16 protein-coding genes are annotated in these 12897 nt (G+C 24.4%); all 16 read left to right on the top strand.

The features are described 5' to 3' along the window. Positions 1-145: 145 nt before the first annotated feature. The 16 genes from BN346_RS09640 (at position 146) to BN346_RS09575 (ending at position 12816) form a co-directional block, all read left to right on the top strand. On the top strand, positions 146-1531 hold the full coding sequence (locus BN346_RS09640; protein WP_242838417.1) for a rhodanese-like domain-containing protein: 1386 nt from the start codon (positions 146-148) through the stop codon (positions 1529-1531). Between the two features lie 18 nt (positions 1532-1549). Then, positions 1550-1942 (top strand): hypothetical protein, encoded by a 393-nt coding sequence (locus BN346_RS09635; protein ID WP_040328214.1) that lies wholly within the window; start codon positions 1550-1552, stop codon positions 1940-1942. Between the two features lie 199 nt (positions 1943-2141). Next, on the top strand, positions 2142-2285 hold the full coding sequence (locus BN346_RS21625) for a hypothetical protein (RefSeq protein ID WP_158644473.1): 144 nt from the start codon (positions 2142-2144) through the stop codon (positions 2283-2285). A 246-nt stretch (positions 2286-2531) separates the two neighbouring features. After that, positions 2532-2717: a ferredoxin gene (locus BN346_RS09630; protein WP_040328213.1), complete on the top strand. Its 186-nt coding sequence runs from the start codon at positions 2532-2534 to the stop codon at positions 2715-2717. 43 nt (positions 2718-2760) lie between these two features. Then, on the top strand, positions 2761-2952 hold the full coding sequence (locus tag BN346_RS09625) for a ferredoxin (protein ID WP_040328212.1): 192 nt from the start codon (positions 2761-2763) through the stop codon (positions 2950-2952). 118 nt (positions 2953-3070) lie between these two features. Beyond that, entirely contained in the window at positions 3071-4081 is a 1011-nt protein-coding gene (locus tag BN346_RS09620) for an ion channel (RefSeq protein ID WP_040328211.1), read from the top strand. 139 nt (positions 4082-4220) lie between these two features. Next, positions 4221-5690 (top strand): transcriptional repressor LexA, encoded by a 1470-nt coding sequence (gene lexA, locus BN346_RS09615; protein WP_040328210.1) that lies wholly within the window; start codon positions 4221-4223, stop codon positions 5688-5690. Positions 5691-6305: 615 nt separating this feature from the next. Next, complete coding sequence (locus tag BN346_RS09610; protein ID WP_040328209.1) at positions 6306-6830, top strand: TDE2712 family protein; 525 nt, start codon at positions 6306-6308, stop codon at positions 6828-6830. 170 nt (positions 6831-7000) lie between these two features. Continuing rightward, positions 7001-7777 (top strand): glutamate racemase, encoded by a 777-nt coding sequence (murI, locus tag BN346_RS09605; protein ID WP_040328207.1) that lies wholly within the window; start codon positions 7001-7003, stop codon positions 7775-7777. Between the two features lie 71 nt (positions 7778-7848). Next, entirely contained in the window at positions 7849-7980 is a 132-nt protein-coding gene (locus BN346_RS22240) for a hypothetical protein (protein WP_278245512.1), read from the top strand. A gap of 141 nt (positions 7981-8121) precedes the next feature. Continuing rightward, entirely contained in the window at positions 8122-9267 is a 1146-nt protein-coding gene (locus BN346_RS09600) for a hypothetical protein (protein WP_148361093.1), read from the top strand. A gap of 262 nt (positions 9268-9529) precedes the next feature. Further along, positions 9530-9940, top strand: a complete 411-nt coding sequence (locus BN346_RS09595; protein WP_040328203.1) for a hypothetical protein — start codon at positions 9530-9532, stop codon at positions 9938-9940. Between the two features lie 3 nt (positions 9941-9943). Beyond that, entirely contained in the window at positions 9944-10981 is a 1038-nt protein-coding gene (locus tag BN346_RS09590) for a cache domain-containing protein (protein ID WP_040328201.1), read from the top strand. 178 nt (positions 10982-11159) lie between these two features. Further along, the gene (locus BN346_RS09585; RefSeq protein WP_040328200.1) at positions 11160-11678 is read left to right on the top strand and encodes a peptidylprolyl isomerase; all 519 of its coding nucleotides are present in this window, start codon (positions 11160-11162) and stop codon (positions 11676-11678) included. A gap of 22 nt (positions 11679-11700) precedes the next feature. Next, positions 11701-12075, top strand: coding sequence for a DUF3783 domain-containing protein (locus tag BN346_RS09580; protein ID WP_040328198.1), 375 nt, complete (start codon positions 11701-11703; stop codon positions 12073-12075). Between the two features lie 69 nt (positions 12076-12144). Continuing rightward, the gene (locus BN346_RS09575) at positions 12145-12816 is read left to right on the top strand and encodes a helix-turn-helix domain-containing protein (RefSeq protein WP_040328196.1); all 672 of its coding nucleotides are present in this window, start codon (positions 12145-12147) and stop codon (positions 12814-12816) included. Positions 12817-12897 lie beyond the last annotated feature (81 nt).

Here is a 12897-nt window from a genome sequence, read left to right as displayed (position 1 = left end):
GTTCTATTCTTATATGATTTAAAATATTAATAGATAAATTTTATTAATTTAAAAAACAAATAATCATTTATTTATTGGTACAAATAAATGATAATGAATCAATAGAAAAATGCAATAAATTAATTTTTACTAAGGAGGGCTTATTTTGAATAAAACATTAAAATTAATGATAACGGCTTTAACTTTAACTATTTCTATGGGGGTATTTACAGCGTGTGGAAACAATTCTGGAGTTAAAGAAAATGAAGAAAAAGATGTAAGTACAAAAACAATAACTACAGATGAACTTTCAAAAAATATTAAAGATGAAAATTGGGTTGTTGTTGATACAAGAGAAAATGATGCATTTAATGGATGGAAATTAGATGGTGTTAAGAGAGGTGGTCATATAGAAGGGGCTACAGATTTTTCAGCAGCGTGGTTGGATGTAAATGCTGAAAATAAGGAAGAAAGATTAGAAAAAGATTTAAAAGATAGAGGAATATCTAAAGAGAAAAATATAGTTCTTTATGATGCAAATGGAAAAGATGCAAGTGAAGTAGCTAATTATTTATCAGAAAAAGGATATGAAAACTTATATACATATGATGTTAAAGAATGGACTGAAGATGATAAAAATGCTATGAAATCATATGAAAACTATGAAATGTTAGTACCAGTATCATGGGTAAAAGATTTAATAGATGGAAATAAACCAGAAGGTTATAGTGGAAAAGAATTTAAAATTTTTGAAGTTTCTTGGGGTGAAGAAAAAGATTCACCAGACTATCTAAAAAAAGGGCATATAAAAGGTGCAGTACATATTAATACAGATGAAGTAGAAGAAGGTCCAGTTTGGAATAGACTTTCAGATGAAAAACTTAAAGCCTTTGCAAAAGCTAATGGAATAACTGTTGATACAACAGTAGTCTTATATGGTGAAGATACAACGCCAGCGGCAAGAGTAGCTACTATACTAAAATATCTAGGAGTAAAAGATGTTAGATTAATTAATGGTGGTACTCAAAAATGGATAGATGCTGGATATGAACTAGAAAAAGAATCTAATCCTAAGCAATCAGTAAGTGATTTTGGAGCAGAAGTTCCAGTAAACAAAGATTATATTATTGATTTAGATGAAGTTAAGAAAATATACAATGATAAGTCTACCACAACATTAGTGGATGTAAGAAATTGGGATGAATATATAGGAAAAATTTCTGGTTATGATTATATAAAAACAACAGGACGTATTGAAGGTGCATTATGGGGTCATGCAGGAACTAAAGCTGGTATGGATCAATATAGAAATATAGATAATACAATGCTTAATGAAGATCAAATACTTAAAATGTGGAGCGATTATGGAATAACACCAGATAAAAAATTAGTTTTCTATTGTGGAACAGGATGGAGAGCTGCAGAAGCATTATATTATGCAGATGTAATGGGAATAAAAGACATAACATTGTATGATGGTGGTTGGAATGAATGGAGTGGAAACACAGGAAATCCAGCAAATCCAATAGAAAAGGGAGAGCCAAAAAAATAATAGAAGAGCTGAAATGATATGAAAATAAAAAATGTTTTTAAATGGTTACTTACAAGTATTCAAATTTGTTTAATTATAATTACAGGAGTGATATATTACTTATCAAATAAAAAAATGGGATTAAAAAGATCATTAATGTTTAGAAATATTAATTGGAATAACCAAAATTTTGATAGATATATGACTTTTAGTTTAATAATTATACTATCGATATTTATAATTTTAACTATAATTAATTTTATGAAAAAGCAAGAATTAAAATGGAGTTTAACTTTTAGTGTAATATCTATAATGTGCATTATATTTGCAATAGTAGTTAAATCAGAAGTGATATTGTCGTATTATGTTTTATTAATATGTATGAATATATGCTTAATTATAGAAATAATAAAATTAAATTTTAAAAAATAGCAAAAAAGTATTTAAATAACACAAAAATAGATGTAAAATATGTAATATGATTTTTCATCTATTTTCTATTTTAGGAACAATATAAATACAATTATTTAATAAAATGTAAATTTATGTTTAACTCAACTTAATAAATCAACTATATTATGAAATAAAGTTTAAAATGTATATAATATGTTAATTTATTAGGAGGGATTAAATGAAGAAAAAAATCCAAAAATGTGAAACAAGAAGGGTTACAATTGATGCTTTGATGATGGTATATATATCAATATTTATAGCAGGTTTAATTTTGATATTTGCAATAATAAGTATAATGGTATATGCAGCTTTTACTAGTTAACATAAAATGGTATTTGATAGTTTATTATTAAGTATCATAATTTAAATTTAATAGAGATTAACATTCAAGATTATAGGGCTTATTTAAAATTTTATTCTAGATATTATTTGAGTATTAAGTGAATCTAAATTTTTTTATTAAATATTTAGAAGTTTAAAGTTAGAATAAAATTTTATATATAAGGTTAAAATACTTAGGACAAAATTAAATAATTTTAATATTTAATTAAGCTTAGGAGGAAAGACTATGAAGCCAGTAGTAGAAGAAACTTGTATTAGCTGTGGATTATGTGTAGGCACTTGTCCAGAAGTGTTTCAATTTGGCGATGATGGAAAATCTCATGCAATAGTAGATTCAGTGCCTGAAGAGCATGAATCAGCAGCAGAAGAAGCAAGAGATGGTTGCCCAGTAGCAGCTATATCATTAGATTAAAAAATTTTAATATATTAAGAAAAACAAAGGAGGAATTTTAATTATGAAAGCAGTAGTAAATAAAGATGAATGTATAAGTTGTGGATTATGCCCATCAACATGTCCAGAGGTTTTTGAATTTGGTGATGACGGTAAAGCAGAAGCAATAGTAGATACTGTACCTAAAGAATGTGAATCAGCAGCAGAAGAAGCAGCAGAAGGTTGCCCAACAAGTGCAATATCTATAGATAAATAATTAGAATTAAAATCTTATACAATAAAGAAAGGAAGTTAAATTAACTTCCTTTCTTTATTATATAAAGGTTATTTAGAAATTAAATTAGAATATTTTATGTATATAGGAGTTTAATTTTATGAAGGATATAAGTGTTATAAATAAAGTTGTAGAAAATTATAAATTTGAATCATTAGAAGAAATAAATTTTAATTTTGTAGAGTATAGGAATTGCAAATTTATAGGGTTGGATTTTAAAAGTATATCCTTTGAAAATGTTGTATTTAACAATTGTGAATTTAGACATTGCTTGTTAGAAAATTGCAATATAGTTAATAAATCTATATGTGCATTTTACTATTGTAATCTCATTAATATAAGTTCAAGAAAATGTAATTTTAAAAATATAATTATTAAAAGAACGTCATTTAAATCTGTAGAGTTTAAAGATTGTTTTTTAGGTCAATGCAATTTAATTAAGAACTCATATATAAACGTTAAGTTTATAGATAATTGTAATTTAAGTAATTGTATTATTAAAGGTTGTAGTAAAGAATTTGATATGCAATTCATAAATGATAGTTATACATGTAAATTAAATTTGGGGTCTTATATAGGTGGGTTTAGATATAAGCATAGCATAAAAGTAGATGATGATTTTTATATAAATATATGTAATACATATTTGGCTTTTGCAAATCAATATTTAAAAAATGATTTGCAAGATAAATACGGTTTTTGTTTTTATGAAAGCAAGAAAGCGTTACACAGAACGTTAAAAGGATATTCTAAGTTAAAATCAACATTATCATATTATATATGTGGCTATGGAGAAAAGCCATTTAGAACATTTACAGTATCACTTTTTATAGTACTATTTTGTGCATTTATATATATTTTTGCTGGAATTGAAACATCTAGTGGAATGATTAAATATAGTTTAAATATGAACTCTATTTTAAATTTAATGTTTATTAAGGATTTTTTTTATTGTTTTAATTTTAGTTTAGTTACATTTGCTACAGTTGGATATGGAAATGTAATACCAATAGGAGTAATTAGTAATATTGTTTCAGATTTAGAAATTACGTTAGGGGTATTAATGGTTGGAATATGGACTTCTACAATAGTTAGAAAAATGACTAGATAAATTAATAAAAAATATTATAATTATAGTAATGATATAATAAAAGTTATCAAAAAATAATTAGTTTACAATATTTACTGATATAAAAAACAAAATAAATTTTATAAAATATATATAAATGATAAAAAAGGGGGGTGGAGTTATGATTTCAAAGAAGCAAAAGCAAATTATAAATTATAAATTTAATGGCGCATTGATAATTAAAGGTGAAGAGAACACAGGAAAAACAACAACGGCTATAAATAGAGCAATATATTTAAAAGATAATTATTGTTTATATGAAAATGATAATATTCTTGTTATAGTTGATAGTTATGAAGAAAAGAAAAATGCATTAGAGATATACAATAGAAGTGATGATTTGCAAGAAAGTATTAGTTTATTTTCATATATAAAACATAGCCTAGATATAAAAACCATTAATGAAATTTTTGAAGAAATACAGTTAAATTTACATTTTAAAATTGCTAGTGAAAAAATCAAGTACAATATATTAGAGAAAAGCATAGATAAATATAAAAAAGAACGAAAACGTGCAAAGATATTAAATAAGTGTTATATTGAATTTCTTTTAAAGGAATTTGAGTACATAAAGAGTAATAGAATAAACTCAATAGATGAATATAAAAATTTTACTCGAAGAGGTAGAAAATCTAAAGAAGTCAATGCACCTAAAAGTTTACCTAAGAATTCTTCTATAAGAGATTGCATTTATAAATTAATGGATATATATTATGAGAGTTTATTTAGAGAAAAATATATTGATGAAGTTGTAATGGAAGAAGAAATGTTAAAATACATTCAAAATTCACCTTATCAAAGGTATAATCATTTAATAATTGATAATCTAAATAACTTTTCTAAATTACAATTCAGTATAATAAAAGGATTTATAAATAGAAAAGAGTATTCTAATATAGTAGTTACATTAAATCCAAAGGGTAAAAAGGTTGAGAATTCACTAGGAATTCAAGGAATAAAGATAAAAGAATTATTTTTAGATGTAAATAAGATTAAAACGTATATATTAAAAGAAAAATTTGAAAAAGATATATTTTTAGATAAAAAAGAAGTATTAAAGGTTAAAGACAAAGAGGAAGTTATGGAGAGTTATAAGTTTTTAGATATTAGGCATAATTTAGATTTTGAATTTTCAATAGATACAACAAGTGAGGATGAATTTATATTAGATCCAAATGGAAGTGGAGAGATTATTCATGATGATGAACTTGTATCTATCCCAATATATAATGATATAGCTGCAGGGGAACCGATTATGATTAATGATACTTGTGAGGGTACAGTAAGTCTTCCACAATATTGGTTAAAAGGTGCTAAAGATTCATTTATATTAAAAGTAAAAGGTGACAGTATGATAAATGCCGATATAAATGATAAAGATTTTGTTATTATAAGAAAGCAATATAATGCAAATAACAATGATATTGTAGCGGTGGATTTAGATGGAAGTGCAACACTGAAAAGATTAAGCATAAAAGAGGACAAGATACTATTAGTCCCAGAAAATAATAAATATGATCCTATTGAAGTAAAAGATGAAAATGCTATGATAATAGGAAAAGCTATAGGCATCATAAAAAGAAATGACTAAAATTTAATTCATATAAAAAAAGTGGATGGATAATTTCCATCTACTTTTTTTATCACTAATATAGGAGTACAATTCTAAACTTTAAGTTATTTATGTTTCAGTTGACAATTCTAATTAATTTAATTGAAAATTGAAAGTGAATGTAAAAATTGGACTTCCAATTTTAAAGAATGATTTTTTATTAAATTTACTAAGCAAATTAATTGAAAACAATATAAAAACGTAGTTTTTAAGCATTTCTATTTTTAGATATTAGGAACGAAGTGAGTAATATTTACCATAACTTTTCACTTTTCACTCTTAACTCTTACTTGGTTCCAAATATAAAAATAGAAATAAACTGTAAGCTTAATAATATCATTTGATAAAGATGTTATTTAAAATTCAAACTTGGAACCCTATACATATAACTAAAAATTACTTTAAAAATCAAAATATTTTATAAATTTAAACTTATTTTTAGTTATTTATTGTATAATAAAATATGTACAAGCTAATCTATAGGAATATAAAATTAAATTTTATTAACTTAGAGAGAAATAAGCTTGAAATTTTATACATAATAAATTCATATTAAACATATGAAAAACAATTAAAAAAGGGGAGTTTTTAGTTATGGTAAAAAGAATTAAATTAAATCTTGAAGCAGTTGAAGCAATGCTTTATTATTGGCAAGCAGCAAGTGAAAAGGATAACATACCAGAAAACTTTTTCTATGATGTTTCTGAAATGCCAGCTTTAAGTGCTGCATATGATGATGAATTTAATGCTGAATCAGTTAGAAGAGCATTAAGTGCTATAAAAAATAGAGAACCTTTTGTTGGCAATAAGAAAGAAAAAAAATTCTGGAATAATAATATGTGGATGATGGAAGACTTGGAATACACAAGTGCTATGGCTGCACCTGTAAAAAAATTAAATTTAGATAATTTAGTTTCAGAAATAAAAGGTGATAAATATGAGGAAGTTGAAGTTATATTCTCACCACTACATTCAGATGAATATATAATAAAAGAAAATAAATTAATAATAAACTTCTTTAGAGTAAATCCACCTATTATGGATGATAAAACTCGTATAGCTGATAAAGAATTAACAGAATATATTAAAGAAAAAATAGAAGAATTACAAAACAAGTAGTATAATAAAAGATAATCACTAAATTATAGTGATTATTTTTTTGATGAAAATAATATAAAATAAATATATTACTGTAGAAATTTATTTATATATTGTGATATATTTTTAAATATATGGGATATAAATATAAAAAATGAATTATAAGTTTCTTTTATAAGGTGGTGACAATAATGACTTTAAAAAGAGAAGAAAGTATAGGTTTTTTTGACTCAGGAGTTGGAGGACTTAGTGTTCTTAAAAAGACTTTAGAACTTTTACCTAATGAAAACTTTATATATTTTGGAGATTCTAAAAATGCTCCATATGGGACAAAAACATATGACGAAATTAAGAAATTAACCTTTGATGCTGTAAAGTTTTTATTGAGTAAAAATGTTAAGGCTATAGTTATAGCTTGTAATACAGCAACGAGTGTTGCAATTGAAGATTTAAGGAATACTTACAAAGATATACCTATTATTGGTATAGAGCCAGCTTTAAAGCCAGCAGTTGAACTTAAAAAACAAGGTGAAATTGTAATTATGGCAACACCAGTGACATTAGCAGAAAAGAAATTTGCAGAACTTCAAAATAAATATAGTAAAATAGCAAAAATAAGACCTATGCCTTGTGGTGGACTTGCAGAGTTAATAGAAACTGGAGATATTGATGGTTTGGCAATACATAATTATTTAGAAGAAAAAATTAATATATTAAAGGAAAAAGAGGTAGGTTCTATAGTTTTAGGATGTACACATTATCCATTTATTAAAGAAAAAATATTAAATTTTCTAAATAAAGATATAGAGATTATAGATGGAAGTCTAGGTACGGCAAGGCAAGTAGAAAGACTATTAATTGAAAATGATATTAAAAATAATAGTAGTAAACCTGGAAAGATAGAAATATTTAATTCATCAGAAGATGAAAAAATGATAGAACTTAGTTATGACTTATTAAATAGATAATTTATCTATTTAATAAGTCATTTTTATTGTATAGGATTCCAAGCTGAAAAATGAAATTACTCTTATTTTAATTGAGAATTCCAATTAATTTAATTGAAAATGGAAAATTGAAAGTGAATGCAAAAATTGGATTTCCGATTTCAAAGAATGATTTTTTATTAAGTTTGCAGAGCAAATTAGTTGAAAACAATATAGAAACGTAGTTTTTAGGTATTTTTATCTTAAATATTATGAATGAAATGAATAATATTAACCATAACTCTTCACTTTTCACTCTTACTTTTTACTTAATTAAATTCATATTAAGTGAATAAAAGTAAAAAAATGGACATAATACAAATATAATGATAATTAGAAGGGAATTGATATTGTTGATTAATGTGGTAGATTTAAAAAAACATGATTTTTATTTTGACAATGTTATAAAGCTTAATGATGAAGAATTTATATTTGGAGATGTTGACTTAATAAAGGGAAAGACATTTTTAAATTTTTATAGGTATAACTTAAAAAGTAATAAGTATAAAAAAGTTAATAAAATACCTATAGAAATGTATGAATTTGCTATGCATTTAAGCACATACACTAATGGACAATATATATATACTAGTGCATTAGGCACACATGATTTTTTTGATTTTTATAGAATATGTTTACGAAATGGTAAAGTAGATAAATTATGTAGTGTTGATAAAGAAGGAAGAGTAGAAATTTTAAATGAACGTTATGCTTTATTGTATGGCGCAGACTATGATGATAGAGACCCTAATTATATAAGTCATTATGAACTTTATTTAATTGATATGGAAAAGAAAAGTAAACATAAAATAAATAATAGTGATATAAGTTTTGCTAATGTAGAAAATATAATTAAATATAATTATGAGGAAGATACAAAAATTTTATTGGAAGAAAGAAGTTGTAATAATTATAAAAACAAGGATTTTATAGTAGATGGAAAAGATTATAAAATTTATAGTATTAGCTTAAATGATTTAATTTTAAGTATTAATAATAATTCAAAATTAAATATAAATTATATTTTCAAAAGTCAAGATGATTTTGGAGCAAGATTGTTAAAAGCGGATGAAGAAAATATTTATTATAAAGTTGTTAATTTTAAAGAAAATAAAGAAGATATATATTTATTAAAAAAGGATACAAGTGATACAAGAATAATAGAAAGTTATATATATACTGAAAATGGTAGTAGTAAAAGAAGTAGATTTTATGATATTGAAAGTAAGCAAATAGTAAGTCAAAGAGAGGTAAATGGAAAAACAATAGTTAAAGGCGAAAAAAATAATGTTGAAATACCAATTAATGATCCTGATTGGTGCTTTATATCATATGTAGAGGACAAACTTATTACTTCATCATTAGGAGAAGAAATCTTAAATATAACAGATTTGAAAACCTTAGATACTGTTAATTATGATGGCGCATATGTAACCCTTGATAATAATATTATATTATTTGATATGCTATAAAAAGAATCACAATATGTGGTTCTTTTTTTTATACGCAAAAGGGTAAATCTAAAATCTAATAAATATAAAAAGTTTTACAAAATCCTTTAACAACATACTATAGTTTTACATAAATTAATTATATAGAAAGTCAAAAAAACAAATATTTACGTATATTTCTACAATGCACTAGACAATTTGAATTAATTTTAAAATTAAATATTCAAGTTGAATTTTTAATTTAAGTTATTTATGAAAAAATATAGTAACAGGGTGGTAAGTTATGAGAGTTTTCAAAATGAATAAAGAAAATAGTGATGAACAATTAGATGAATATAAAGATTTTAAAATGAATGAAAATTTTAATGGAATAGATATAGTTAATCCAAAAAACAGTAATAGTATATATATTGTTAATGATATAATTGTAAAAAATCCTGAGGAAAATAATATTATTAATATTTACGGATGTAATTTAAATGAGGATGAAACTGAGGAAGTAATGGAGAGCGTAAATCTACAGGATGATGATGTTTTGTTATTTCATAAAGAGGAAATAATGAAAGATAGAAGTATAAATATATTAAATAAGGATTATTTTATAATCTTACCAGGTGCATCCTTAGTTATAGAGTTTGTAAATTATGATAAAAAATTAAATTTAAGAGTACATTCTTATAAAGAAGAGTTATAAAAAATGTTATGCATAAAAAAACCTAAAAAAACTATAAGTAAATTTGTCATTGGAGTAATATGTATAACTTCATTTTCTATGTTATTTTCTTTAGGTGGATTTCTAAAAGTTAATAATGATAATGTAAAAAAGAATAATGAAATGGTGGTAAATAATATTTATTATATAGGTCAAGATTTAGCAAAAACTGTTCAAAATTCAATAGGTCAAGTTTTTTATGAAATAAAGTTATACTCATTATCAGATAGCTTAACTAATATGGATCAGACTAAGGTAGCTAAAGAGATGAACTTTATAATGGCAAGTAGACAACGATATGATAATATATTAGTTCTTAACAAAAACAAAGAAATAGTTTATGGATATATAGACGAAAGTGATAAATTTAGAGAATCTGAAGAGGTTAATAAAGTTTTTGAAACAAAAGCAATGGGAGTAAAAACTGTTTTAGGTGATAATGACTATACAGTTGATATGTACAATCCTATAATAGATTCAAATAAAAATATTATGGGATTAATTTGGATGAGGACTAACTTGAAAGAGCTAAATGATATAATGAAACAAAACAGACTTAATGAATATTCAGAGGCTTATATAGTAAATGATGAAGGTATGTTTTTAACTGAATCTAGATATATTCCAGGAGCGGTAGGTAAACAAAAGGTTGATATAGATAGGGTTAAGTTAAATATAGATTATTCAAGATATACACCATATAAAAATTATAGAAATAAAGATGTTTATGGTTCATATTTCACAATAGATAAGGATTTAGGATGGACATTGATAGTGGAAGTTGATAAGGATAAGATGGATGAACGTATGTCTGGTGATAGTCAAAAAGCAACCATATTAACATCAATACAAGGAATACTATTAATATTTATTCAAATAATTTTAAAAAAAGTTTTAGGAATTAATCTTAATTTGAAAGATATAGCAAATGGTGATATAAATATTGATAAAGTTGAGAAAATTATAGATGAAGCTATAAATGAAGAAGATAAAGACAGCAAAGAAGATAAAGATAAGTCATAATTTAGGGGGAAGCAGTTCTCCCTTATTTTTATGAATTTTTACTATGGTTATATTTATATTAGATTTAGGAAATAATAAGTCTTAAATGAATAATTTTCATGTGATATAATCATTGTATAATATCTAAAAATGTAAATGAATATATTTTAGAAAAGTTAAAATAAAGGAGAGAAATATTATGCAAAATCCAATAGTAACTATAAAAATGAATAGTGGTAAAATAATGAAAGCTGAGTTATATCCAGAAATAGCTCCAAATACAGTTAATAACTTTATAAGTCTTATAAATAAAGGTTTTTACAATGGATTAATATTCCACAGAGTAATTCCTGGATTCATGATTCAAGGTGGATGTCCAGATAAAACTGGAATGGGTAACCCAGGATATAGTATAAAAGGAGAATTTGCTGCAAATAAATTTGAAAATAATTTAAAACATACAAAAGGTGTTTTATCTATGGCAAGAACTCAAGTTTTAAATTCTGCTGGATGTCAATTCTTCATAATGGTAGAAAATTCACCACACTTAGATAGACAATATGCTGCATTTGGGAAACTTATAGAAGGTCAAGATGTTGCAGATGAAATTTCTTTAGTATCAAGAAATTACATGGATAAACCAGATGAAGATCAAGTAATGGAAGAAGTTACAGTAGAAACTTTTGGTGTAGAGTATCCAGAACCAGAAAAAATGTAATTAGAATACTTGAGGGTTTAATATGAATAATTTAAATGATAAAGTAATGATAACTTATGGATTAGATGAAAGCGAACTAGAAATTTTAAATTTAAAATTTAAAGACAAAACATCTAGAGAATGTATTGTAGTTAAAGAGAATATGTCAAAGCTAAAACTAAGAGATATATTAAGTGAAAAGATAGAGGTTGATGAGATACATGAAATGCCTAAGGAAAAAGTGATTATATTTAATAATTTTTCTAGTGGGGCAATTCAAAGTGCAGTTAAAATTGTAAGAAATAATTTAGAATCTAAACCTATATTAGCATCAGTTACACCAGTATCAATCAACTGGAGCTTCAAATTTTTGCTTGAACATTTAATTAAGGAACGTGAACAATTTTCTAAGAAATAAATATTTTATTTTAACATTATAGAAGGATTTATTTTATAAAAATTAAGTCCTTAAGTAAGGGGTAGTAATATGAGTAAAGTAGGAGAAACTTTAAAGAAAGCCAGAAACGACAAGGGAATGAGCCAAAAGCAATTAGCTAAGAAACTAGGAGTTTCTGAAGGTTTTATAAATGAAGTTGAAACTGGTCGTAAAGTTATAAATGAAAAAATGATGGAGAGAATTGGAAAGGTTTTAGGTGGAGAACTTAAAACAGCTTCTACAATGTTCCAAGATATAGCTTACGAAGAGTCTAAAACAGTTAAAACGGAAGTTAGAAATAAAGCACCAGAAAAAATCAATGAAGTATGGGATGATGCTTTTGGATCAGTAATAAAAACTATAGGAATTTATAATTATGATTTATCAAAACCTGTAGGAAATAAACAATTACCTATAATATCTAAAAAAGTTGAAGGTTTTAATGCAGATAAAGTATTATTTATAAAAATTGCAAATGATGATTTAATGGGTTTTAGAATTTGTGAAGGTGATGTAGCATTTGCTAATCTAACAAGCGAAATAGAGAATAATGCTATTTGTCTTATAGATTATAATAATGAAAGAGTAATAAGACAAATAAAAAGACTAGATGCAAGCAAAATATTACTTATAAGCAATAAGAATTCATTAAGAACAGAAACAGTATCACATAAAGACATAAAAGTCATAGCAAAATTAAATAGAATTGAATTTGAATTATAATTAACAAAAAGTATCTATAGTAGGTTAAATTTCTACTATAGATACTTTTTTTTATTTTAAGTGCATAAAATTATAAGTGAA

It is taken from the genome of Clostridium ihumii AP5, assembly GCF_000612845.1.
Classification (GTDB): Bacteria; Bacillota; Clostridia; order Clostridiales; family Clostridiaceae; genus Clostridium_J; species Clostridium_J ihumii.
Note: the sequence above shows the minus strand (reverse complement) of the source record. Positions and strands in the feature narration are given on the sequence as shown.

What these genes read in the sequence shown, in the direction of transcription:
- BN346_RS09575 (WP_040328196.1), top strand. Translation starts at nt 12,145, where the DNA reads ATGAGTAAAGTAGGAGAAACTTTAAAGAAAGCCAGAAACGACAAGGGA.
- BN346_RS09610 (WP_040328209.1), top strand. Translation starts at nt 6,306, where the DNA reads ATGGTAAAAAGAATTAAATTAAATCTTGAAGCAGTTGAAGCAATGCTT.
- BN346_RS09590 (WP_040328201.1), top strand. Translation starts at nt 9,944, where the DNA reads ATGTTATGCATAAAAAAACCTAAAAAAACTATAAGTAAATTTGTCATT.
- BN346_RS09625 (WP_040328212.1), top strand. Translation starts at nt 2,761, where the DNA reads ATGAAAGCAGTAGTAAATAAAGATGAATGTATAAGTTGTGGATTATGC.
- BN346_RS09620 (WP_040328211.1), top strand. Translation starts at nt 3,071, where the DNA reads ATGAAGGATATAAGTGTTATAAATAAAGTTGTAGAAAATTATAAATTT.
- lexA (WP_040328210.1), top strand. Translation starts at nt 4,221, where the DNA reads ATGATTTCAAAGAAGCAAAAGCAAATTATAAATTATAAATTTAATGGC.
- murI (WP_040328207.1), top strand. Translation starts at nt 7,001, where the DNA reads ATGACTTTAAAAAGAGAAGAAAGTATAGGTTTTTTTGACTCAGGAGTT.
- BN346_RS21625 (WP_158644473.1), top strand. Translation starts at nt 2,142, where the DNA reads ATGAAGAAAAAAATCCAAAAATGTGAAACAAGAAGGGTTACAATTGAT.
- BN346_RS09635 (WP_040328214.1), top strand. Translation starts at nt 1,550, where the DNA reads ATGAAAATAAAAAATGTTTTTAAATGGTTACTTACAAGTATTCAAATT.
- BN346_RS09600 (WP_148361093.1), top strand. Translation starts at nt 8,122, where the DNA reads ATGATAATTAGAAGGGAATTGATATTGTTGATTAATGTGGTAGATTTA.
- BN346_RS09630 (WP_040328213.1), top strand. Translation starts at nt 2,532, where the DNA reads ATGAAGCCAGTAGTAGAAGAAACTTGTATTAGCTGTGGATTATGTGTA.
- BN346_RS09580 (WP_040328198.1), top strand. Translation starts at nt 11,701, where the DNA reads ATGAATAATTTAAATGATAAAGTAATGATAACTTATGGATTAGATGAA.
- BN346_RS09585 (WP_040328200.1), top strand. Translation starts at nt 11,160, where the DNA reads ATGCAAAATCCAATAGTAACTATAAAAATGAATAGTGGTAAAATAATG.
- BN346_RS09595 (WP_040328203.1), top strand. Translation starts at nt 9,530, where the DNA reads ATGAGAGTTTTCAAAATGAATAAAGAAAATAGTGATGAACAATTAGAT.